This window comes from Paenibacillus sp. FSL R7-0048, assembly GCF_038004505.1.
Classification (GTDB): domain Bacteria; phylum Bacillota; class Bacilli; order Paenibacillales; family Paenibacillaceae; genus Paenibacillus_AQ; species Paenibacillus_AQ odorifer.
The window spans coordinates 5,006,729-5,028,359 of the sequence record NZ_JBBORF010000001.1; the positions used below are offsets into that span (position 1 = coordinate 5,006,729).

At 47.2% G+C, this 21,631-nt stretch carries 26 protein-coding genes; 1 reads left to right on the forward strand and 25 read right to left on the reverse strand.

Going from position 1 to position 21,631, the window contains the following annotated elements:
• Positions 1-21 precede the first annotated feature (21 nt).
• From NSQ91_RS22380 to NSQ91_RS22485, 22 genes are all read right to left on the reverse strand, one after another.
• On the reverse strand, positions 22-495 hold the full coding sequence (locus NSQ91_RS22380) for a hypothetical protein (RefSeq protein WP_232061423.1): 474 nt from the start codon (positions 493-495) through the stop codon (positions 22-24).
• A gap of 331 nt (positions 496-826) precedes the next feature.
• Positions 827-1,729: a TlyA family RNA methyltransferase gene (locus NSQ91_RS22385; protein WP_076303987.1), complete on the reverse strand. Its 903-nt coding sequence runs from the start codon at positions 1,727-1,729 to the stop codon at positions 827-829.
• Positions 1,730-1,774: 45 nt separating this feature from the next.
• Complete coding sequence (gene dxs / locus NSQ91_RS22390) at positions 1,775-3,679, reverse strand: 1-deoxy-D-xylulose-5-phosphate synthase (protein ID WP_076129652.1); 1,905 nt, start codon at positions 3,677-3,679, stop codon at positions 1,775-1,777.
• A gap of 99 nt (positions 3,680-3,778) precedes the next feature.
• Positions 3,779-4,726 carry a polyprenyl synthetase family protein gene (locus tag NSQ91_RS22395; protein ID WP_076303986.1) on the reverse strand — a complete coding sequence of 316 codons (948 nt, stop codon included), beginning with the start codon at positions 4,724-4,726 and terminating at the stop codon, positions 3,779-3,781.
• Positions 4,713-4,970 (reverse strand): exodeoxyribonuclease VII small subunit, encoded by a 258-nt coding sequence (gene xseB / locus NSQ91_RS22400; RefSeq protein WP_036682818.1) that lies wholly within the window; start codon positions 4,968-4,970, stop codon positions 4,713-4,715. The genes NSQ91_RS22395 and xseB overlap by 14 nt, the downstream gene beginning before the upstream one ends.
• The gene (gene xseA, locus NSQ91_RS22405; protein ID WP_036682820.1) at positions 4,948-6,327 is read right to left on the reverse strand and encodes an exodeoxyribonuclease VII large subunit; all 1,380 of its coding nucleotides are present in this window, start codon (positions 6,325-6,327) and stop codon (positions 4,948-4,950) included. The genes xseB and xseA overlap by 23 nt, the downstream gene beginning before the upstream one ends.
• 11 nt (positions 6,328-6,338) lie before the next feature.
• The gene (gene folD, locus NSQ91_RS22410) at positions 6,339-7,196 is read right to left on the reverse strand and encodes a bifunctional methylenetetrahydrofolate dehydrogenase/methenyltetrahydrofolate cyclohydrolase FolD (protein WP_036682821.1); all 858 of its coding nucleotides are present in this window, start codon (positions 7,194-7,196) and stop codon (positions 6,339-6,341) included.
• Positions 7,197-7,238: 42 nt separating this feature from the next.
• A complete protein-coding gene (gene nusB, locus NSQ91_RS22415) occupies positions 7,239-7,691 on the reverse strand; it encodes a transcription antitermination factor NusB (protein WP_036682824.1) in 453 nt (150 codons plus the stop codon).
• A gap of 257 nt (positions 7,692-7,948) precedes the next feature.
• Positions 7,949-8,182: a DUF2273 domain-containing protein gene (locus NSQ91_RS22420; protein WP_036682825.1), complete on the reverse strand. Its 234-nt coding sequence runs from the start codon at positions 8,180-8,182 to the stop codon at positions 7,949-7,951.
• 15 nt (positions 8,183-8,197) lie between these two features.
• Positions 8,198-8,737, reverse strand: a complete 540-nt coding sequence (gene amaP, locus NSQ91_RS22425) for an alkaline shock response membrane anchor protein AmaP (protein ID WP_036682827.1) — start codon at positions 8,735-8,737, stop codon at positions 8,198-8,200.
• 74 nt (positions 8,738-8,811) lie between these two features.
• A complete protein-coding gene (locus NSQ91_RS22430) occupies positions 8,812-9,228 on the reverse strand; it encodes an Asp23/Gls24 family envelope stress response protein (protein WP_076129649.1) in 417 nt (138 codons plus the stop codon).
• Between the two features lie 115 nt (positions 9,229-9,343).
• Entirely contained in the window at positions 9,344-10,687 is a 1,344-nt protein-coding gene (accC, locus tag NSQ91_RS22435; RefSeq protein ID WP_036682831.1) for an acetyl-CoA carboxylase biotin carboxylase subunit, read from the reverse strand.
• 54 nt (positions 10,688-10,741) lie between these two features.
• Positions 10,742-11,251, reverse strand: a complete 510-nt coding sequence (gene accB / locus NSQ91_RS22440) for an acetyl-CoA carboxylase biotin carboxyl carrier protein (protein ID WP_076098642.1) — start codon at positions 11,249-11,251, stop codon at positions 10,742-10,744.
• A 147-nt stretch (positions 11,252-11,398) separates the two neighbouring features.
• Entirely contained in the window at positions 11,399-12,316 is a 918-nt protein-coding gene (locus tag NSQ91_RS22445) for a SpoIIIAH-like family protein (protein ID WP_076278399.1), read from the reverse strand.
• A gap of 67 nt (positions 12,317-12,383) precedes the next feature.
• Positions 12,384-13,028, reverse strand: a complete 645-nt coding sequence (spoIIIAG, locus tag NSQ91_RS22450; protein WP_076134498.1) for a stage III sporulation protein AG — start codon at positions 13,026-13,028, stop codon at positions 12,384-12,386.
• Positions 13,029-13,071: 43 nt separating this feature from the next.
• Complete coding sequence (gene spoIIIAF / locus NSQ91_RS22455) at positions 13,072-13,848, reverse strand: stage III sporulation protein AF (protein ID WP_076303985.1); 777 nt, start codon at positions 13,846-13,848, stop codon at positions 13,072-13,074.
• Positions 13,849-13,875: 27 nt separating this feature from the next.
• Positions 13,876-15,108 (reverse strand): stage III sporulation protein AE, encoded by a 1,233-nt coding sequence (gene spoIIIAE / locus NSQ91_RS22460; RefSeq protein WP_076218779.1) that lies wholly within the window; start codon positions 15,106-15,108, stop codon positions 13,876-13,878.
• Between the two features lie 44 nt (positions 15,109-15,152).
• Positions 15,153-15,542 carry a stage III sporulation protein AD gene (spoIIIAD, locus tag NSQ91_RS22465; protein WP_036682847.1) on the reverse strand — a complete coding sequence of 130 codons (390 nt, stop codon included), beginning with the start codon at positions 15,540-15,542 and terminating at the stop codon, positions 15,153-15,155.
• A 7-nt stretch (positions 15,543-15,549) separates the two neighbouring features.
• The gene (spoIIIAC, locus tag NSQ91_RS22470) at positions 15,550-15,753 is read right to left on the reverse strand and encodes a stage III sporulation protein AC (protein ID WP_036682849.1); all 204 of its coding nucleotides are present in this window, start codon (positions 15,751-15,753) and stop codon (positions 15,550-15,552) included.
• A gap of 13 nt (positions 15,754-15,766) precedes the next feature.
• Positions 15,767-16,285, reverse strand: coding sequence for a stage III sporulation protein SpoIIIAB (gene spoIIIAB / locus NSQ91_RS22475; protein WP_076104383.1), 519 nt, complete (start codon positions 16,283-16,285; stop codon positions 15,767-15,769).
• Positions 16,278-17,279, reverse strand: a complete 1,002-nt coding sequence (gene spoIIIAA / locus NSQ91_RS22480) for a stage III sporulation protein AA (protein WP_076303984.1) — start codon at positions 17,277-17,279, stop codon at positions 16,278-16,280. Before spoIIIAA ends, spoIIIAB begins: the two co-directional genes overlap by 8 nt.
• Positions 17,280-17,361: 82 nt before the next feature.
• Positions 17,362-17,625, reverse strand: a complete 264-nt coding sequence (locus NSQ91_RS22485; RefSeq protein WP_371915730.1) for a YqhV family protein — start codon at positions 17,623-17,625, stop codon at positions 17,362-17,364.
• 302 nt (positions 17,626-17,927) lie between these two features.
• Here NSQ91_RS22485 and NSQ91_RS22490 point away from each other — a divergent pair, with 302 nt between their 5' ends.
• Complete coding sequence (locus tag NSQ91_RS22490; protein ID WP_081382367.1) at positions 17,928-18,794, forward strand: YitT family protein; 867 nt, start codon at positions 17,928-17,930, stop codon at positions 18,792-18,794.
• Positions 18,795-18,928: 134 nt separating this feature from the next.
• On the opposite strand, the gene NSQ91_RS22495 is transcribed toward NSQ91_RS22490, so the two are convergent.
• The 3 genes from NSQ91_RS22495 to efp all read right to left on the reverse strand — a co-directional run bounded on the left by NSQ91_RS22495 (position 18,929) and on the right by efp (position 21,628).
• Positions 18,929-20,182, reverse strand: coding sequence for an aspartate kinase (locus NSQ91_RS22495; protein WP_036682855.1), 1,254 nt, complete (start codon positions 20,180-20,182; stop codon positions 18,929-18,931).
• 193 nt (positions 20,183-20,375) lie between these two features.
• A complete protein-coding gene (locus NSQ91_RS22500) occupies positions 20,376-20,924 on the reverse strand; it encodes a dihydrofolate reductase family protein (RefSeq protein WP_076302717.1) in 549 nt (182 codons plus the stop codon).
• Between the two features lie 146 nt (positions 20,925-21,070).
• Positions 21,071-21,628 carry an elongation factor P gene (efp, locus tag NSQ91_RS22505; protein ID WP_038572538.1) on the reverse strand — a complete coding sequence of 186 codons (558 nt, stop codon included), beginning with the start codon at positions 21,626-21,628 and terminating at the stop codon, positions 21,071-21,073.
• Positions 21,629-21,631: the final 3 nt, after the last annotated feature.

The following is a 21,631-nucleotide window of genomic DNA, read 5'->3' on the forward strand; positions in this document are numbered from 1 at the left end:
TGGTATATAAAAAATATGGACTCAGTTTGATTCTCCGTCGTCTTTGCCAAGCTTAATGACATGGATCGATGCTGTTGCTACATTAACATATAGAACGCCGCTGCATTCCGGATAGATCAGCAGGTAGGGAAGCAAGGTATCACGTAAGCCACTGCCAGTGAAATCCAAAGGCTTGCGTGGTCTGGAAAGGATAACTAAATATAAAGATCCTTCCTCTTTTGTCGCCACATAATCTATAAATAACCGGCTATACATCTGCGCCCCATTTACGTTGAAAGACAAGGGGATTTTTAATTTCCCTCCAACGACCTCATATCCTTCATCCTCAAGTATATCAATAGAGGGATGTGGAATAATCACTTTATTGAACGGAATTTGATCCTTCATAAAAGAACGCGGAGAACTCTGCAGCCATACATATATCCGATATATTATAAAAATCGATAATGCTACCCCAATAAACGCCATAACGACCTTGTCAGAGCTACCCGCCACTATCAATCACCTCGGTGATTTATTCGCGTGAAGCCCTGGTAAATCCTGCTTCTAAGCTGTCTTTTTATAAGCTTTCCGCATAATTGATATTATTCGCTAATTCAGCAATTTACAATTACAACGAGCACAGTAAATCCAAAAAAAGATTCAAAATATAAAGACCCGGATTTTATACCGGGTCTTTATTTTAATAAATTCAATCCCTTTGAGCAAATCTGCTCCCTCAATCTTAACAGATGAAGAGGAATTTTCAAGGTTGAACTCTTCAGACTTCCCACTCAAAAAAAACACCCCGCTGACCATTTGAGGTTGACGGGGTGTTCATAAAGCTCTAACGGCGCGCGGAGTTTCCATGAGTAGAACTCACATTAAAAGTACCCGTAGCCTGCTTAATCACTTCATCAGCAAGGGATGGAAAGTCCTCCACTTGAATGACTGCTGCAACAGCAGCTGCCGGCTGTACGGATGATTCTTCGCCTTCCGCCACTTCTGGCGTCAGTCTCCAATGAGCAAGAAACTCAATATTGCCTTCCCCGCCTGTAATTGGCGAAAAAGTCAATCCATGGAGACCGAATCCTAACTCAGCAGCCATAGTCAGTACATTAATCAAAACCTCTTTATGGACAGCAGAATCACGAATCACACCTGATTTTCCAACCTTCTCACGTCCAGCCTCAAATTGCGGCTTGATGAGTGCAGCGATATCTGCTGGACGTTGCAGCAAGGCTTTGAGGGGTGGGAGAATTATTTTTAAGGATATAAAAGATACATCAATACTGGCAAAGTCCGGAACAGGACCCTGCAAATCTGTAGGTGTCATATACCGGAAGTTCGTACGCTCCATAACGCTCACTCGCTCATCATTCCGCAGTGACCAATCCAGCTGGTTATAGCCAACATCAATGGCGTACACATGGCTTACACCATTCTGAAGCGCACAATCTGTGAAGCCGCCAGTGGAAGCACCAATGTCCAGCATGTTCCGACCGGTAAGATCAATATTAAATTGGCGAAGAGCCTTCTCCAGCTTTAGGCCTCCACGACTGACATACGGATGCACAGAGCCTTTAACCTTAAGGGTAGACTCCCGCGAGACCTTCATGCCAGCTTTTTCAATACGTTCCTCATCCGCGAGCACCAACCCTGCCATAATAGCAGCTTTAGCTTTCTCCCGGCTTTCATAAAAACCTTGCTCCACAAGCAGTACATCAATTCGTTCTTTACGGTGTTCCATGGTCATCTCCCGATCGTTCAAGGGTTACTAATTTCCGGCTTCCACTTAGGAAGACGAAGTCGTTTTGTAATTATAAGCACTTAGAGCCATCATGGACTTGATACGAGCACATAACGCTTCTACGGTAAGACCTGTTTGCTGACGTTGTTCTTTAATGGAGCCATGCTCCACGAAGATGTCGGGCACACCCATCAGATGTACACGAGCGTCATAAATTTCATGCTCCGCGTAGAACTCCAATACCGCACTGCCGAGACTTCCCGCTTGACAAGCCTCTTCAATAACAACCATATTGGTTCCAGCATGAGCCAAATCCAGAAGCATGGAATTATCAAGCGGCTTCAGGAAACGCGCATTCACAACGCCCACCTGAATCCCTTCCCGCTTCAGCAAATCAGCGGCTTCTTCAGCCACTTGAACCATAGGACCACATGCTACTACAGCATATCCTTCTCCTGTACGCAGTCGTTCCCATGATCCTATAGGAAGGGTATGCAGTTCAGCGTCCAATGCCACACCTGTTCCGTTAATACGCGGATAGCGGTAAGCAATTGGACCGTCATTATATTCAAGTGCCGTCTTCATCATATGACGCAGCTCATTTTCGTCTTTTGGCATCATCATAACCATATTAGGGATATGGCGCATAAAAGCAACATCGTACACACCCTGATGAGTCTCACCATCCGCACCCACAAATCCAGCACGGTCAATGGCGAACATAACATTGGCATTATGGCGGCAAATATCATGGACGATCTGATCATAGGCACGCTGCATGAAGGTAGAATACACGGCGTATACCGGCTTCATCCCTTCCATAGCCAAAGCTGCACACAAGGTTGCTGCATGCTGCTCTGCAATCCCCACGTCAATCATGCGATCCGGGAATTCCTTTGCAAAAGGAAACAAACCTGAACCGCCTGGCATCGCAGGGGTAACTGCAATCAGACGCGAATCTTCACGTCCCAGCTCAATCAGCGTACTGCCAAATACTTCGGTGTACATTGGAGGACCTACAGCTTTAAGTGCCTGACCTGACTCAATTTTGTAAGGCGAAATGGCATGCGATTTATAAAAATCAGTCTCAGCCGGTTTGTAGCCCTTGCCTTTGGTCGTCAGCACATGCACAAGCACAGGACCCGCCACGTTATCTGCTTGATGGAAGGTGTCAATCATTTTCTCCAGATCATGTCCATCCACTGGCCCAAGATACGTAAAGCCAAGCTCTTCAAACAATACTCCAGGAACCATCATATATTTAAGACTGTTTTTTAATTGTTCAGCGGTTTTCGCTAATCGCCCACCGATGGCCGGAATCTTCTTAAGCAGCCCTTCAACCTCGTCTTTGGCACGCAAATAATGACGGTCCGAACGAATTTTGCTTAAATAATTGTGCATCGCCCCTACATTCGGAGCAATCGACATTTCATTATCGTTCAAAATGACCATCAGCTTGCGCTTCTCATGACCAATGTGGTTAAGCGCTTCAAAAGCCATCCCGCCGGTAAGCGCACCGTCACCAATCACGGCAATCACCTTGTTGTCTTCGCCTTTTAGATCACGAGCCATAGCCATCCCCATCGCTGCCGACAAAGAGGTGCTGCTATGTCCAGCCTCCCACACATCATGTTCACTTTCAGAGCGCTTAACAAAGCCGCACAATCCCTGATATTTGCGCAGGGTATCAAAGCGATCTTGACGGCCGGTCAGTATTTTGTGGACATAGGCTTGGTGGCCAACGTCGTAGATCATTTTGTCACGAGGACTGTTGTAGCAATAATGTAAGGCCAGCGTGAGCTCCACCACCCCCAGATTAGAACCGAGGTGCCCGCCGGTTGCTGTAAGCTTCTCAATCAGAAATCGTCGAATCTCCTCTGCAAGAGTAGTTAATTCTTCGACTGACAGTGATTTCAGTTGTTGTGGATCATTTATTTGTGGAAGCAGCACGAATAGTTCCCCGCTTTCCTAGATGTTGTAAAATATATAAAAACCATTATAACACAAACGAAACGGCTGTCGAAATACAGCCGCTTCGAAAGTTCATACTTAGTGATCACGTGCCATTAAATAATCTGCAATTTCCAGCAGGCGCTGGTTGTCGTAAAAACCGCCATTCAGCACAGCATTTCGGGCTGCTTCTGTAAGCTTCTTCACCTCAGCACGAGATTCCTCCAACCCAATAAAATAAGGGTAGGTTACCTTCTGCTGCTTGATATCGCTGCCTGTTTTTTTGCCAAGCTTGCCTTCATCACCAACCAAATCAAGAATATCATCCTGAATTTGAAAAGCTAGTCCGATGCTTGTACCAAAATCACGCAGAGCTTCAAGCTGCTTCTCTGTTGCCCCTGCGATACGTCCGCCGGCTAACAGCGAAAAGATAATTAAATCTCCGGTTTTATGCAGATGAATATACTTCAACTGCGCAAGATCTGTTAGTCCTTGCTCGCCTTCCATATCTGCAATCTGACCGCCGACCATGCCGCGTGGACCTGCCATTTCCGCCAGATCCTCTACTATGGATAAAACATTTTCAGCAGGAATGCCAAATTTACGCGAGGCTTGTACCACACTGTAAAAAGCATGGGTCAAAAGCGCATCACCCGCAAGAATAGCCGATGCTTCACCAAAGACTTTATGATTCGTCAGCTTGCCGCGCCGATAATCATCATTATCCATGGCAGGCAGATCATCATGAATCAACGAGTAGGTATGTACCATCTCAATCGCAGCTGCAACAGGCAAGGCTGCTTCACGGCTGCCTCCTAGTGATTCACAAGCAGCGATCACAAGCAACGGCCGGAGGCGTTTGCCCCCTGCCATTAGCGAATACTTCATCGCTTGCTGTAAATTTTCTGGAACCGTCCACGCTGCGGGAAGAATAGTCTCAAGCTCATGTGAGAGCAAATCACTTATCGATGCAATGTAATCCTCCAGCGGCTGCCGCATGCTTTCACTTGCGGAGCTTCCCTCCAGATCATTCTCAAAGCGATTCATCGGCGTCCCCTTCCAGACGTGCACCAAACGGCTTTTTGCGCAGTTCTCCGTCCTCTTGGGTAATCATTTCGATCTTACGCTCTACTTGTTCCAGCTTGCTGCCGCAAAGCTGCGACAGCTTCATGCCCTGCTGAAATAAATCGATGGCCTTCTCCAGAGGAACGTCGCCGTGTTCAAGCTCACGAACGATTTCCTCCAGTCGGTCCATAGCGCCTTCAAAATCAAGTTCCGCTTCCTTCGTCATCGTCTTTGCCATCCTCCTTCATCCCCCATACTTGGCAGTTCAGCTGTCCGTCATTCATCTTTATCACCACAAGATCGCCAAGCTGCACTTCGGTCAGCGATTTGATTAAATGTTCTTCCGCCTCGTCATACACTAAGCTGTAGCCTCGTGACATTACTTTAAGCGGGCTAAGCGCATCCAAATGGCGGATCTCCGCCACATAGCGAGATCGCTTCTCCTGCAAACGAGCCTGCATAGCGCCCATTAACTCACGGCGCAGACTGTCTGTGAGCTGACGTGCTGCAGCAACACTGTCGCGCGGATGGAACCGCTGCAGACTGTGATGCAGCACCGCCTTGCGCTCGCGGGAACGGCTGAGCCGTGCATCCGCCGAGCGCTGGAGCCGCACACGCAGCATGTCCAGCCGCTGCGTGTGCTGAATCAGCGTGCGGCGCGGGCCTGCCAGCGCCAGCGAGCGCTGCAGCACCGAGTGGCGCTCGCGTCCACGCTGGGCGCGTTGTTGCAGCGCCTGGCGCAGCCGCTGCTGCAGCTGGCGAAGCTGCGCAGCTAGCTCGCCGGCATGAGGCACGGCCAGCTCAGCGGCCGCTGTGGGCGTAGCCGCGCGGAGGTCGGCGGCGAAATCGGCAATCGTGAAATCGGTCTCGTGGCCGACGGCCGAGATGACCGGAATCCTTGATGCCGATATCGCTCGCGCGACTTCCTCCTCGTTGAACGCCCACAGCTCCTCCAGCGAACCGCCGCCGCGGCCGACGATAAGCACGTCGGCTTCACCCATGGCGTTCAGCGCACCAATCGCCTTCACTATCGAAGGCGCAGCGCCTTTGCCTTGCACCAGTACGGGATAGATTACAATAGCTACCTGCGGAAACCGCCGCTGAAGCGTAATCACAATATCTCGTACAGCTGCTCCTGTTGGGGAAGTAATCACACCAATACACTTCGGAAACCGCGGCAACGAACGCTTGCGAGCTTCTGCAAAAAGGCCTTCTTTTTCAAGCTTGCTCTTCAGCTGCTCATAGGCCAGATATAAACTGCCAATCCCATCAGGCTGCATATGTGTGGCGTAGAACTGATATTGCCCATCCCGTTCATAGACGGTCACATTACCTCTGGCAATTACCCGAGCGCCTTCTTTCGGAATAAAGGGCAGCCGCTGGTTATGAGAAGCGAACATAATCGCTTTAATGCGGCTGCTCTCGTCCTTAAGTGTGAAATACATATGCCCGCTGCCATGATGTGTAAAGTTGGAAATCTCTCCGCGAATCCACACATCCGAAAGTAAATTATCCGAGTCTAGCTTCATGCGGATATAACGGTTGAGTTCTTTGATCGAATAAACCTGCCGCTCTGCCGCCATGAATCTTACCCCTATTCCAGGCCGTGACGGCGTTTAGCCGCAATCAGCGTGTTGCTCATCAGCATTGTAATAGTCATCGGACCAACCCCGCCTGGAACAGGCGTGATGTATCCGGCAACTTCTTTTGCACTTTCATAATCAACGTCACCTGCGAGTTTACCGTTATCCAGACGGTTCATGCCCACATCAATGACAACAGCACCCGGCTTCACATAGGAAGCATCAATGAAATTAGCTCGTCCGATCGCTACAACCAAAATATCCGCTTGACGGCTAATCTCTTGCATATTAGCTGTACGGGAATGGCACATAGTTACGGTAGCATTTTCGCGTTGCAACAAGAGGGAAACTGGCTTTCCTACAATATTGCTACGACCAATTACAACGGCATGTTTACCTGCCATACCTGTTCCTGTACGTTTGATCAGTTCGATTACTCCTGCAGGAGTACATGGAAGAAGACTGTCGGCACCGATGACCAGGTTGCCTACATTGACAGGGTGAAAGCCGTCTACATCCTTTTCCACGGAGATTGCATCAATAACAGCCTTCTCCTCGATATGCTTAGGCAATGGGAGTTGAACCAGAATTCCGTCGATATCATCGCGTCCGTTTAGCTCTGCTACCAGTGCCAGAAGTTCTTCTTGAGAAGTGGATTCATCCAATTTATGCACTTCCGAATGGAATCCTAAGCTGATACAAGATTTCTCCTTATTGCGAACATAAACCTGAGATCCCGGGTCTTCACCTACTAGAATAACAGCCAAACCGGGCTTTACGCCGCGTTTCGCCAGTTCAGCAACCTCTTGGGCAATGCTAATACGAATTTCCTCGGATACTTGTTTACCACTGATGATTGCTGCTGTCATGTTAGTCTCTCCCCTTTTATATACTTTACTATGGTTTATAAATTAAGAATGGTCAGCTTTAATAGTATCTATCTCTTGGATCATCTTGCCGAGTACTCCGTTAACAAACTTCCCGGAATCATCCGTTCCAAAATGCTTGGCCAAATCGATCGCTTCATTCACCGCAACCTTCGCAGGCACATCATTGGCGAACACCATTTCATACGCTGCTAAACGTAGAATCTGACGATCCACACGTGACAGACGGCTCATTTGCCAGCCCTTCAGGTAATGTTCAAGTATATCGTCGATCGCTACCTTGTGCTCCCATACCCCATTCACATGCTCTACCACATAGTGTTTAAGCTGAATCTCGTCCGTGATTACACGTTCGGTTTCATTCTCTTCTGAGGCTTCCTCGAGCAGCATTTCTACAGCTTCCGCGCTTTCCACATCGTTCATTTCCATCTGATACAGGCTTTGGACAATAATCTCTCTAGCTATACGTCTTTTCATGTGTTCCTCCTAAAATCTTATATCGCATTAAAATATTCACTTGTACTGCAACAACGTCTACGACCCAAATATCGCTTCACACTTATTCATTCTTTCCCTATTCCTGTGAGGATTATTGCACAAAGCGAAGATACCTTCAGAGGAAGCTCGCAAATATACCTATCCCTTGTCGCAAAAAAACCGCAAAGCCTTTCTTCCGGGGGCAACGGACAACACAAACTTACGGTTTCCTGCTCCGGGAAAAAGACTATCGCGGTTCACTTAAAGGGACGCCAGCGTCCGGATAATCGCGAAACCAACTCCTGCCATTGAAACAGGGGCGCTTGCGCGGTATCCTTTCTTTTGCCGAGCGTATATCCGATGAACACTACCAGTGCAAAGAACAGCATATCCCAAAAACCGCAAATTAAATAAATCAAACCCAGACCAATGCCGAAAGTCACTCCGGCGATTCTACCCCCGTGACTTTCCCATACTTCTTTCCAAGACATAAGGGAAACTCACCTCTATTCCACTCGACTTTTGAAGCTTGGAGACTGCGTGAGGTTAGCAATATATACAGACACATCAGCAACCGGAATGCCGGTTGTCTCCTGCACGAAATCATGCACCTGACGTTGTACTTCTGTGGTAAGCAGCGGTAATGAATGCTCACCGTCCACTACTGCACGAATTGTAATTTCAAGGCCAGCCTGCGAGACACGAATACGTGACTTGAGATCTCTGATTCCCTTCACTTTACCGGCAGCCTTAAGACTCAGATTCTCAATAGTTTCCATTGAAATCTGGATATCCCCATACTCTGTACGCTGATCGACCGAAGGCAATGAAGCGCGATCACGGCGCAGAGAGATGTAGAAAAATCGGATGCTCAGAAGGAACAAGACAACTGCTACTATTATTGCTGTAATATAAGCTGCTGGTCCATTCTCAATCTCCAAAGTTCTAGGAATCGCACCGCTTAAGAGGAGGATGGCAATAACAGATAGTATTCCGATACTTAAGCTGTAGACAAACAGCAAAAGTCTGTCCAAAATTTTTGCCACGAGTCTCATAACCTCCTTAAATTAGAGTAAACCCTCGACTTTGCTGTCGGGGGTTTATGGAAGAACGATGACTGCTATTTCACACGAAGAATCGTTTCTGTTTCTTCGTTCTTGTCTACAGTGTTGTTGTTCTTGAATTGCACATCATGAATATGCACATTCACTTCCACAACAGTCAGACCAGTCATAGTCTCGATGGAGCGCTTAACATTACGTTGAATTTCAGCAGCCACTTCAGGAAGGCGATTGCCATATTCAATAATTACAGAAACATCCACCGCAGCTTCACGTTGTCCAACCTCTACTTTAACTCCTTTGGACAGATTCTTACGTCCAAGAAGTTCAACAATACCACCGGCGAATCCGCCGCTCATACCTGCTACACCTTTAACCTCAACGGTCGCCAGACCTGCAATAACCTCGATTACTTCAGGAGCAATCTGGATTTCACCGATTTCCGTCCGTTCGTATTCTGTCGGCAATGTACTCATTTTAGACTTCACACCTTTCAAGAAAGATTGTTCATGATTTCAAGCGTAAAGCACGTCTCTTATTAAACATACTATATCATTTGACGAACTTTATGACAAACAAACCGAAGTCGTCCTAAATTTCATACTCTTCAAGAAACTTAATGTCAAAGTTACCATCCAAAAATACAGGATGCTCCAACAGTTTCTGATGGAAAGGGATGGTGGTATGAATGCCTTCCACGGCGAATTCAGCCAAGGCGCGCTTCATCTTCGCAATCGCTTCCTGACGTGTAGGAGCCCATACAATCAGTTTTGCAATCATAGAATCATAGAAAGGGGAAATCGTATATCCTGGGTACGCCGCACTATCCACACGAACGCCAAGGCCTCCTGGTGGCAAATAAAAGCCGATTTTTCCTGGTGAAGGCATGAAATTACGCTCAGGATCTTCAGCATTTATACGGCATTCAATGGACCAGCCATTAATCACGATATCTTCCTGAGTGAATGACAGCGGATTGCCTTCTGCTACAGAGATCATTTCCTTAATCAAATCCACACCTGTAACCATTTCTGTTACTGGATGTTCAACCTGAATACGGGTATTCATCTCCATGAAGTAGAACTGTCCGTCCGGTCCAAGCAGGAATTCAAGTGTTCCGGCTCCCGAATAATTCACGGCAAGTGCTGCTCGAACTGCTGCATTACCCATTGCTTCCCGAATTTCCGGTGTGAGCACTGAACAAGGTGCCTCTTCAATCAGCTTTTGGCGACGACGCTGCACGGAGCAGTCCCGTTCACCTAAATGCACTACATTGCCATGTTTATCTGCAATAATCTGAATCTCCACATGCTTCATGCCTGTTAGGAATTTCTCCAGATATACACCAGCGTTACCAAACGCCTTTTGTGCTTCCTGTTGTGCAGCAGTAATCTGCTTCACTAAAGATTCCTCGTCCTCAGCAATTCGTATTCCCTTACCTCCGCCACCTGCAGTCGCCTTAACGATGATTGGGTACCCAATATCGCGGCCCAGCATGACAGCTTCCTCTACATCGCCTACAAGACCATCTGAGCCCGGGATAATCGGAACTCCAGCCAGTTTCATGGTTTCCTTCGCCACAGCCTTGTCACCCATACGGTTTATGGCATCTGGAGAAGGTCCTATGAAGATAATATTGCAAGATTCACAAATCTCTGCAAAATCCGCATTTTCAGCTAAAAATCCATAGCCAGGATGGATGGCATCACATTCCGTTAAGGTGGCTACACTCATAATATTTGTAAAGTTCAGATAGCTGTCCTTGGCCGGCATCGGACCGATGCAGTAAGCTTCATCAGCCAACCGGACATGCAGTGAATCCCGGTCGGGTTCCGAATAGACCGCGACGGTGGAAATGCCCAGTTCACGGCAGGCCCTAATAATGCGGACCGCGATTTCGCCGCGGTTGGCAATCAACACTTTTTGAATGTTCATGCGTTTCCTCCCAAAGTTTTGCGAAGCTTCCGCTCCTTAAGTAGTCTGCGGTATTTATTCCGGTTTAACCAAGAATAGTGGTTGACCGTATTCTACAAGCTGACCGTTCTCAGCAAGCACAGACACGATTTCACCTTTGATCTCCGCTTCCAGCTCATTCATCAGTTTCATCGCCTCAATAATGCAAACCGTTGATTTTTCACTTACACGGTCTCCAACATTAACAAACGAAGGCGTTTCCGGAGAAGCGGCACTATAAAAGGTCCCCACCATTGGAGACACAATTTTATGTAGTTTGCCTTCTGCAGCTGCTTGTGGCTGCTGCGCTGGAGGAACTTCACCTACTACCGGATAGGATACTTGCGGTACGCTCTGCGGCTGCGGGGCAGGCGTAAAGGGATAGGCAGCATAAGGAGTCGCCTGTACTGCTGTTCCATCAGCTTCAGGGCGATCCGGTTTGCGAATTGCAAGCTTCATTCCTTCGCTTTCGATCTCCAACTCATGTACAGAGGAGGTCTGGTCCAGCAATTTAATCAATTCCTTAATTTCGCTCAACTTGAACATATATCAGTTCACTCCTTCAGCTTTCTCTCGAAGCCACTTCTTAAGCGGACAAGATAACTTTATGTATTATATCACAATCGGTAAAAATGGAAAGAGCCCGGGGCAACCCGAGCTCTTTCGTCATTTTTCTTTTAATTATACAGCTTATTATTGCTCAGAAACGTATTGTACACTAATTTTATCTTGAGATACACTCAGTTCCTTCATTACGAGATCCACGATGCTGACCGCTTGCTTTACATCCAGTTTGTCGCTGAGAACGACTACTTTATAGCTGTCTCCAGCTTCTTCCTTTACAATCGCTTCGCCATATTTTTGTTGAAGCTGTTCTTCGATACCGGTAATTTTGGATTCTTTTTCTTCAAGATTTAGAAGTTGTTCTTGAGCGACTGCATTATCAGCAGGTGTTTTGTCCATGTCATTAATCAAAGCAAGCAAGTCTTGTTGGTTCTTAAGATTCTTTTGCTCACGTTCATAAAGGTAGTTAGTGAACATGCTGCTCGCCGATACACTTTGAGAAGCTACTTCATCGAGAATTTCTTTGTCATTTTTAGCTGGAGTCTTGGTTGTTGTATTTGCGGCTGTATCTTTAGCAGATGTATCTGTTTTCGCGGCATCTTTAGCAGCAGTGTCGGTTGTTGCCTTCTCTGAGTCACTGCTATTTGCGGCAGCTTTACTGCTATCGTCCTTAGCAGCTGTAGTTGTACTTTCGTCCGTTTTAGCAGTAGTAGTGCTATCATCCGTTTTAGCGGTAGCAGCACTGTCATCCGTTTTGGCGGCAGTAGCGCTGTCGTCCGTAGTAGCGGCGCCAGTAGTGCTATCTACAACGCCTTCATCGGCAACAACATCGCCTTGACTAACAACTTCGTTCACAACAACACCTTTGTCACCAACCGTTGGCAACGCTGCACCTGCTGTGTCTTTCAGGGAATCAACCTGCATTGTGCCAGCCGTGTCTTTTGGAATCGAAGCACCTGAGTCTTCAGTGAATAAATAGTATGCAGAGAGGACCACCATCAAGCTAAGCATAGAAACCAACCATATCGTTTGTCTTTTGCCGTTCATTCCTAATTCCTCCTAAAATTTAATCTAGTGGCTGCTTCGGAAGCACTCACTTATTGACTTTCTCCTGCTACTCTTGTTTGCGTGGTACTACTGAAATGCGCTGGATCGGGACGTTCAAGCCTTTTTCTATAGCCTGCTCGACAAGTCCACGAACAACCTTGTTCTCTGCCCCTTTGGCAACTACCAGTACGCCGCGTACCTGAGGTTTGATTCGCTTCGTCACGATGGGTGTCTCGTCCCCTGATTGCGAGTAGGTTACGATTTCGCCATCCCTCGTATATTGTGTCGTATGACGTTTCCCCCCACTGGCATCCGTCTCTTCACTAAGCTGTTGGGAGTCATTCATATTACGCACCACGACAATTTCTTCTGTAGACTCCACTGTAACCATGATATCGACTGTACCGACGCCAACGATTTTCTCCAAAATTTCCTTCATCCGGTTCTCCATCGCTAGTTCGATGCTGTCGAACGAATTGGTCGTTGTGGTTGGATCACTCTGCACCAGCGCCGTTTGAGAGGACTGATTCACCGGCGGCTCACGCCCTGTATTCTCGTTATCAATCCTCTTCACATTGACGAAGGAATTGAATAGCATGATCGCTGCGCCCAGCAGACCCAGAATGATCAGCCAGCGAAAGGTATGGCTTCTCTTCGGACTGCCGGCCCCACCCCCAGCCCACTGCTCAAGCTTTTTCAGCCAATTGCCCACTCCCATCCCTCCTAAAAATTATAGTTTCTTAGAAATATCAAGCTCATGATTTGACGTTACTAGCCACGCTGCCATCCACCTGAATGACTTTGGGATCCAAATCCCACTTCAGTTCCAGCAGCTTTACAATGGACTCCATTTCACTCGCGGACGCGCTGTCTTCAGCTACAGTTCCGTTCACTGCTTTATTAGGTTCAGCTGATGATGTTGCTTCACTCTCTACGTTATCTGCCGGATTAGTGCCAATTTTAACTTCTACAGGTGCTACAGGAGAGATTGTAATGGGTGCTGTAGTCGCTGTGCTGGAAGCTCCGGAAGTACCCGGGGAGTTGGCTGTTGTCTGAGGCATAGAGACCCTTACATTGGAAATGACAGGAACGTCTTCGTTACCGGTGCCGCCAGACTTCCCCATGCCCAGTGTTACGGTGACATTAACTCCGCGTTTGCCGGTCTCGCTGATAATCTGCTCTTTCATCTGACCCGCCACCTCTTCGGCAGCGAGCTGCAGACTCTGTTCCTGACGGCCTTGTGCAAGCTTTTGCCCATCTGCCAGAATCTGTTCCAAGGATGGGTCTCCCTTCCCTCCGCCAGTGAACAAACCGCCCTCTTTCTCTTGCTGTCCCATAGCGACACTCAGTTCGGAGATTGCATCACCTTTCAGGAGAGAGACGATAGGGCTGAGCATCGTGAGCAGGATTAGGAGACTTAGCACCAATCTTGCATAACGCTCCATGGATTTGCTTGGGAGCAGCAATTCAACAAATGACGCCAACAGCACAACCAGGATGATCTCCCGCAGCCAACCGCCCAACCAGCTCATGGTTTCCCTCCTAAAAGTTTGGTTGCTTCACCTCATCATTACAGTCAAATTGCCCGCAGTCAGCATGATCGTAACCGCCATAAAAAACATTAAGGAAACAGCAGCCAAAGCAGCGAACACGTATACCATGCTTTTTCCAATCGTCTGGAGACAGACCACAATCGGCGTCTCTCCCAGCGGCTGCATCACAGCGGCGGCTATATTGTAGATAAGGGCAAGCACCAGGATTTTGATTGCCGGAAAAGCACACAGGAACAATATGATAATGACACCCGATAACCCGATCGCATTTTTCACCAGCAGTGAAGCTGAGATTACTGTGTCTGTGGCATCCGCGAACATTTTGCCGATGACCGGAACAAAATTCCCTGTAATATATTTAGCGGCCCGAATGGTGACCCCATCCGTTACTGAGCTTGTTATCCCTCGAACAGAAATTACACCTAGGAACACAGTTAGCAGTACACCTAACAATCCAGCACCGATGTTTCGCAGCAGATTAGCCAGCTGCGTTAGTTTATATTTCTCCGACAATGCGCTGACCAGATGCAGCACAGCCGAGAAGAACAGAAGCGGAAAAACAAGGGTGTGGATCATGGTGCCAACCGTATGAATCATAAAAACAATTAACGGATGGGTGACGGAGACCGTAACGATATTCCCCATCGAAGCCAGCAGCGCGAACAGCAGTGGAATCATCGCCATCATGAAATCGATCATCCGATCGATAGCATCCTTTGCATAACCAATAGCGATATTGAAGCTGTTCACGGCAATTACCAGCACCACCATATAACAGAGCGTATAAGCGACCTTACTGACCGTTTTTCGCTCAAAAGCGGTTTGCAGCGTCTCCAGAATCATGCTGAGCACACTGATCATCACAATCGTCACGAGCAGCTTTCCGTTGTACAGTACCTCATGCCACATAAAGCCTAGAAGCCCAGATAACACACCCTTTAAGCTGAGCCCCTTATCTCCCGGAAGCAGCATGTCCATTAGCGTTGGTGTGGCCCCGTCCGGGAAAAAACCACCATAATCCTTCATCAGCTGATCCCAGTACGACTCGACTTTATCTTTGGGTAAATTATTCACCTGGCTCTTGACCCACTGGTCTACCGGGGAGGAACTGCCGGATTCTGGTGTTGAGGAAGCTTGCACACTCTGAGCTGTACCTGCAAACCATAGAATGAAAAAGAATGGAAGCAGCAGCAGTATTATTTTTAGTTTTGGAGGACGGAAAACACTGTGCTCTTGCATAATTTCTCCTCCCGATCCGTTGCTCAGCTCTCTTCACGATTGCTTTAAGCAGGCAGTAGTTTCATGACGGTTTCGATAATGATGCTGATAATGGGTACAGCTAGTACCATAATTAGCACTTTGCCGGCGAGTTCTATTTTGGAAGCAATCGATTCCTGACCGGCATCTCGTACAATCTGTGCACCGAACTCCGCGATATAGGAAATGCCGATGATTTTGAAAACAGTCTTCAAATAAATCATTTCCATCCCCGATGACTCAGCCACCCGCTCCAGTGTAGAGAGGATCATTCCGATCTTGCCGATCAGAAACATAAAAATTAGAATTCCTGTTGTAGTAGCAAGAAGGAAGGCGAACATCGGTTTTTGTTCCTTCAGTACGAGAATCAATATGGTCGATATCAGCCCAATCCCAACAACTTGGATAATCTCCATAGCACGCCTATTGAAAAAGAAAGATCGTTTTTATTTCCTGCAGCAACCCGTCCAGCATCCGAATCACCATGAACAGCACGACTACGAACCCGATCACGGTGACCCAATGTGCGAAATCCTCTTTTCCCATCTGTTTGAGCACCGTGTGGATCATGGCGATAATTATGCCAATGCCGGCAATTTGAAAAATCGCATTGACTTCAATATTCATTCCTGGCACCTCGCTAAAAGATCAAAATGACGATCAGTACTCCAAGCAGCAGACCCAGGCTTTTACTTAACTTTTCATATTTGCCTTGATCCTCTCTGGCCACCGACTCCTCCTGCTTCAATTGCTGCAATGCTAACGCGATATGAGTGCTCTGATTCGACCTATCGCTTGTGCCGAGAGTACAGCTGAGCTGGCGAAGAATCTCTCTTTCTGTCCCCTTCATAGCGGTAGACTTCCAATATGCTTCCATCGCCCGCTGGATGGCATCCTGGGCGCTTCTGTCATAGGGAGGACTCATCTCCTCCGCTGTTTTGACAAACAACGATTTCAGCGGGTCCTTCGACTGATTCCCAATCCGCCGCATGGCTTCCGGCAGTGGGGTGAAGCCGTACATGATCTCTGTTTCCAACCGCTGTAATGCTGCTATTAAACCTCTGATATGTCTGGGCCTGTCTGCATATTGACGAGCAAACTGGAGACCTGCAAGCGTACCAGCCACCACAATGAGCACAGCACCGAACAGCTTAAGCATGCAAATCACCGCCTAGTCGATCCCCGGGAGAGATAAGCAGCATTCCTCTTTTCTGGCCATCCAGAATACGAAACGTGAGGCCTGCTTCTGAACGATGGAGTATGACATATCTCTCGAACATCTTTTGTTCCAGCAGTCCTCCAAGACCCGGCCTACGAGCCAACTCTGTTACATCTTTTCCGTGAGCGGAAGCAATGACAGATATTCCGGCATGCAGTGCCTCGGTAACTGCTTCGGCATCTTCAGGACGCCCAATCTCATCCGCGATTAATACCTCTGGCGATAGCGACCGGATCATCATCATCATGCCTTCTGCCTTGGGACACCCATCAAGAACGTCTGTCCGAGGACCCACGTCAAAGGCGGGAACACCACGCCGGCTGCCAGCAATTTCAGACCGTTCGTCAACAATTCCCACCTTCAGCCCCGGTCTAATCCCTTCGCGCTTGCCCAATTCCCCTAAGGAGATTTGTCTTGCAAGATCGCGGAGTAGGGTAGTCTTGCCATGTTGTGGAGGGGAGAGAATCAAGGTGTGCATCATTCGCTGCCGCCCCTTGTCCAGTAAATAAGGCAGCACTCCATCTGCGATTCCAGGTACTTCACGAGCAATACGGACATTAAAGCCAGTGATATCACGAAGATGCTCTACACCTCCGCCACTCAGTACTGTCCGGCCAGCAAGTCCTATCCGATGACCGCCGGGAATCGTAATAAATCCTTTTCTCAGCTCTTCTTCCATCGTATATAGCGAATGGTTGCTGATCAGGTCTAGCAGTCGATGAGTGTCTTCCCGATCCGGCTTGTAAGCTTCTTCAGGCCTCTGCGTCAAACTGCCATTCACTCTTAGAAAGTGATATTTACCAGAGTAGTTAATTTCCAGCGGACGACCTTCACGGACACGAATCTCCTCCACCATTCCTAGCAGCGGAAGGGGAAGGCACTTTAACAGCACTCTTACTTTTTCAGGAAACAATTGCAGCCAATCATCTGCCATACAAAGTACCCCCAAGCTGTCCTCTACTTAATTGCTTTATTCCATATTTATGCTTGTACGCGCCCAATATGCCTATCATCTATCATTTTTTCAAAATCCCGATTAAGAGAAAGGCTACACCGCAGCCCACCCAGCCTAATTTGCTCCACGACAGCTGCTGTGCCATCCCAGTCAGGCCAATAGCTGTCGTCAATATCAATATGGTCGGGCCTACCAAAGCCAGTCCAGAATTGACAGCCAGCGCCTTATCGACCTGATTTAATCTGAGCATTATCAGCGCAGCTATAATCTCTGCACTGCCCGAGAACAACCGCAGAGTTGCCATCCAGCTTACATACTTGTCCAATCTACTCCACTCCTTTTACTAATTCATTCATACCAAAAGAGATCTGAGGCTTGTTTAGCTTTCTATTACTCATGGATATGCGTGGCTTTTTCACTTTAGACAATGAGAAATGACAGATTTGCTGATCAGACTGTGAAAGAATTCATAGTGAGTGGGTTCATAAATAAATATAATCAGTACGATAAAATAATTTTTACGAACGCCTTCATCTGTGGTATCCTTTTTAATTGGAAATATAGTGAGTTTATATTTTCAAAAAAAGGCAAACTAAAAAGACATAAGAAAAAGAGGGGATTTGTGTCATGCACGTACGAAATTACGGGCTACCGCTCAGCATGCGGTCCGTAGTCAGACCAGTAAGAGAAGCGGCAATCATTATTTTTTCAGCTTTTTTAGTCGCCGCAGGGATGAGATTATTTCTAATTCCTCATCAACTGCTAAGCGGCGGGGTAGCAGGGGTGGCTTCAGTCATCGGGTATGTAACTAATCCGAAGTACATCTCAATCATTTATTTTGCGATAAACCTTCCTGTTCTGATCTGGGGATTTATTGCAGTGGGGAAAAAGTACATCTTACTAAGCATGCTTTCCGTTTTAGCTACCACCTGGTTCATGACAATTATTCCTGCGGTAAAAGTGACCAAAGACCCGATTTTGGCTAGTATTTTTGGCGGCGTAATTATTGCTGGCGGGGTTGGATTTTCTCTCCGTGCCGGGGGTTCATCTGGAGGATTTGATATATTAGGCTCGATTATTACACGTAAGCGGGATATTCCTATTGGGAATGTACTCTTCGTAATGGATGGGATCGTTATTCTGAGTTTAGGCTTCTTTAAAAGCTGGGACTCAGCCTTATACGCTATGCTCTGTATTTTTGTGAAAAGCAGAGTGGTTGATATGATTCATATTCGTCACGTTAAGCTAACCTGCTTCATTGTTACCAAGGAACGGGATAAAATGCTGAATCGTCTTAGAGAGCTGCCTCATGGCATCACAGTAGTCAACGCAGAGGGCGGTTACAGTCACGAGGGCAATACAATGCTGATGACCGTAACGACCCGCTATGAGCTGTCAGAGCTGCGTAAGACTATCCTTGAGACGGATCCAAGTTCTTTCGTCAATGTACTTGAGACTGTTGAAATTCTAGGCCGGTTTAGACGTTTAGGATAAATACCCATATAGATGTAAAAAGGAACGCTGCATTCAAACCTGCAGCGTTCCTTTTCATTTATTGCTGATGCCCAAAAAGGAGACCCCGTAGCTAAATAGCTGTAGGATCTCCCTTTTTATTGATTGAACGGCTCTTAACGACGATCCTTAGGACCACCAACAAAGGCCTGCTCAGTTGTATCCAGATTATAAGCGGTGTGAAGCGCCTGAATGATCGATGGCAAATTGCCGGATTCGATTACACAAGAAACCTTAATCTCTGACGTGCTAACCATCTTAATGCTTACGCCCTCTTGGGAGAGCACATCAAACATTTGAGCCGCAACACCAGGATGGCTAACCATACCCGCGCCAACAATAGAAACCTTCACAAGGTTATCCTCGGACGTTACTTCACGGTAAGGTAAAGTTTTATGGATTTCTTTAATGACTTCCTTCGCACGATCCAGTTCATCAAGTGAAACTGTAAATGAGAAGTCAGCCTGCTCATTCTGCACACCACTTTGTACTATGATATCAACGTTTACGCCTTCTTCAGCCAGCTTGCCGAAGACTTGAGCGAGTACACCCGGTACATCAGGTACTCCTAGAATACTGACACGTGCTACATTCTTATCATAAGCAATCCCACTAACTACGACTCCTTGCTCCATGCTTGCTTCCTCCTTCACAACAGTACCTTCATTATGATTAAAGCTCGATCTAACGACCAGCTTAACTTGATGACGCTTAGCATACTCCACTGCACGCGGATGTAGTACAGCTGCTCCCAGATTGGCAAGCTCTAGCATCTCATCGTAAGAGATTTCGTTCAGCTTGCGGGCTGTTTTCACAATGCGTGGATCTGTAGAATAAATACCATCAACGTCAGTATAAATCTCACATACATCTGCTTGAATAGCAGCCGCAAGGGCTACAGCTGTCGTGTCCGATCCTCCGCGGCCCAGGGTAGTGATCTCACCATCCAAAGTCATCCCTTGGAAACCGGCAACGATAACGATCTGTTCGCGTTCCAAAGACGCTACTACACGGTGCGGATCAATATCATTGATACGAGCTCTACCGTGGGTTTCGTCTGTTCGGAACCCGGCCTGCCATCCTGTATAAGATACTGCATTCCGCCCGATCCCATGAAGAGCTATGGACAAAAGAGCAACGGAAATCTGCTCACCTGTTGTCATCAGCATATCCATTTCACGTGCAGGCGGCTGCCCGTTTAATTGCTTCGCCGTATCGATCAAATCATCTGTTGTATCCCCCATAGCAGATACAACTACAACGCAGCGATGTCCCTCATCCTGCTTGTCTGCGATGCGCTTGGCAACACGTTGCATGCGTTCTGTGTCGCCGACGGAGCTGCCTCCGAATTTCATAACATAAAGTGACAAAGTCCCACTCACTCCCCATATCGGTCTATGTAGTTGCTTCTAATCGGTTTCCCGCTTTAAACCAGTATAATACGAAAATAGCGTAATGCGTTAATGATTTCATTAAAAAATTATTGATTTTCCAGAAGCTAACAAAAAGATAAGGTCAGCTTCAAGACACTAGCTGACCTCATTTCACTCGTCTTCCAGTTTTTTATTGAGAAGCTGGTCGATAAGTCAAGGCCATCACTCCAGAACTGAATCTTTTGGAGTCCACTAGCTCCAAAGTCTTCTCTTCACCAACGTTTTCGAACAGGCGCTGACCGCTACCCAGCAGAATCGGGAAGACCAGAAGCTGATATTCATCGACAAGGCCAAGCTGCATCAGGCTCTGCGCAAGCGTACGACTGCCAAAAACGAGAATATCTCTCCCCGGCTGCTCCTTCAGCTTGGACACCTCCTGAGCAAGATCGCCCTTGATCAAGCTTGAATTGCTCCATGTTGTTTCTTCGAGAGTTGTGGAGACTACGTACTTAGCGTATCCATTCATCATTTCACCGTACTCACCTGTCTGCTCAACCATATTTGGCCAAGCCTCTGCAAAACCTTCGTAGGTTGTCCGTCCTAACATTAGAGCGTCAGCAGCTTTCAGTTCAGCAAACTTGAAATGCTCCTGTTCTTCACTTCCGAATGAGAAGGTCCATTGTGGATTTTCCATAACACCATCAAGGGATATGAACTCAGATATAATTAATTTTCTCATATGCGCCTCCTTCTGATCCTTTAATTCGTAAGTATAACATTCTCACCCATACTGTTCCTCATGCATCCTCGTTTATATACCAAAAACCCCCCACCGTAATAACGGGGGAGGCTGATTGGTTATAAGTTCGGCAAGTATGATGCTTCCTACGCGCGGGAGATATATTTACCTTCGCGAGTATCAATAAGCAGCACATCTCCTTCATTGATGAACAGAGGAACTTGTACAGAATGACCTGTTTCAAGCTTGGCCGATTTAGTAGCGCCTTGAGCAGTATTACCCTTCACACCTGGCTCAGTTTCAACAACCTTCAGCTCTACGCTGGTAGGCAGGTTAATCCCAAGGATTTCACCTTGGTAACTGATGATGTTTACAGTCATGTTCTCTTTAAGGAAGTTCAATTCCCATTCAAGCTGCTTGCTGGACAATTCGAATTGGTCATAAGTTTCGTTGTCCATGAAAGCATGCTCCGATCCGCTTGCATACAAATATTGCACGCCACGGTTCTCAATAATAGCACGGCCAATAGTTTCACCAGCACGGAAAGTACGCTCAACAGTGTTACCATTGCGCAGGTTTTTCAGCTTAGAGCGAACGAACGCTGCACCTTTACCTGGTTTAACGTGCTGGAAATCAAGAACGGTAAAAATATCACCGTCCACCTCTACGGTCAAGCCTGTCTTAAAATCGTTTACTGAAATCACTAA

Coding starts and splice junctions, on each gene's coding strand:
- NSQ91_RS22395 (WP_076303986.1), bottom strand. CDS start 4,726: ATGAATCGCTTTGAGAATGATCTGGAGGGAAGCTCCGCAAGTGAAAGC.
- NSQ91_RS22445 (WP_076278399.1), bottom strand. CDS start 12,316: ATGAACGGCAAAAGACAAACGATATGGTTGGTTTCTATGCTTAGCTTG.
- spoIIIAF (WP_076303985.1), bottom strand. CDS start 13,848: ATGAGCTGGTTGGGCGGTTGGCTGCGGGAGATCATCCTGGTTGTGCTG.
- NSQ91_RS22490 (WP_081382367.1), top strand. CDS start 17,928: ATGCACGTACGAAATTACGGGCTACCGCTCAGCATGCGGTCCGTAGTC.
- NSQ91_RS22430 (WP_076129649.1), bottom strand. CDS start 9,228: ATGAGTACATTGCCGACAGAATACGAACGGACGGAAATCGGTGAAATC.
- NSQ91_RS22420 (WP_036682825.1), bottom strand. CDS start 8,182: ATGTCTTGGAAAGAAGTATGGGAAAGTCACGGGGGTAGAATCGCCGGA.
- spoIIIAB (WP_076104383.1), bottom strand. CDS start 16,285: ATGCTTAAGCTGTTCGGTGCTGTGCTCATTGTGGTGGCTGGTACGCTT.
- nusB (WP_036682824.1), bottom strand. CDS start 7,691: ATGAAAAGACGTATAGCTAGAGAGATTATTGTCCAAAGCCTGTATCAG.
- spoIIIAC (WP_036682849.1), bottom strand. CDS start 15,753: ATGAATATTGAAGTCAATGCGATTTTTCAAATTGCCGGCATTGGCATA.
- NSQ91_RS22385 (WP_076303987.1), bottom strand. CDS start 1,729: ATGGAACACCGTAAAGAACGAATTGATGTACTGCTTGTGGAGCAAGGT.
- spoIIIAE (WP_076218779.1), bottom strand. CDS start 15,108: ATGCAAGAGCACAGTGTTTTCCGTCCTCCAAAACTAAAAATAATACTG.
- NSQ91_RS22500 (WP_076302717.1), bottom strand. CDS start 20,924: ATGAGAAAATTAATTATATCTGAGTTCATATCCCTTGATGGTGTTATG.
- accB (WP_076098642.1), bottom strand. CDS start 11,251: ATGTTCAAGTTGAGCGAAATTAAGGAATTGATTAAATTGCTGGACCAG.
- folD (WP_036682821.1), bottom strand. CDS start 7,196: ATGACAGCAGCAATCATCAGTGGTAAACAAGTATCCGAGGAAATTCGT.
- xseB (WP_036682818.1), bottom strand. CDS start 4,970: ATGACGAAGGAAGCGGAACTTGATTTTGAAGGCGCTATGGACCGACTG.
- spoIIIAD (WP_036682847.1), bottom strand. CDS start 15,542: ATGGAGATTATCCAAGTTGTTGGGATTGGGCTGATATCGACCATATTG.
- spoIIIAA (WP_076303984.1), bottom strand. CDS start 17,279: ATGGCAGATGATTGGCTGCAATTGTTTCCTGAAAAAGTAAGAGTGCTG.
- xseA (WP_036682820.1), bottom strand. CDS start 6,327: ATGGCGGCAGAGCGGCAGGTTTATTCGATCAAAGAACTCAACCGTTAT.
- accC (WP_036682831.1), bottom strand. CDS start 10,687: ATGAACATTCAAAAAGTGTTGATTGCCAACCGCGGCGAAATCGCGGTC.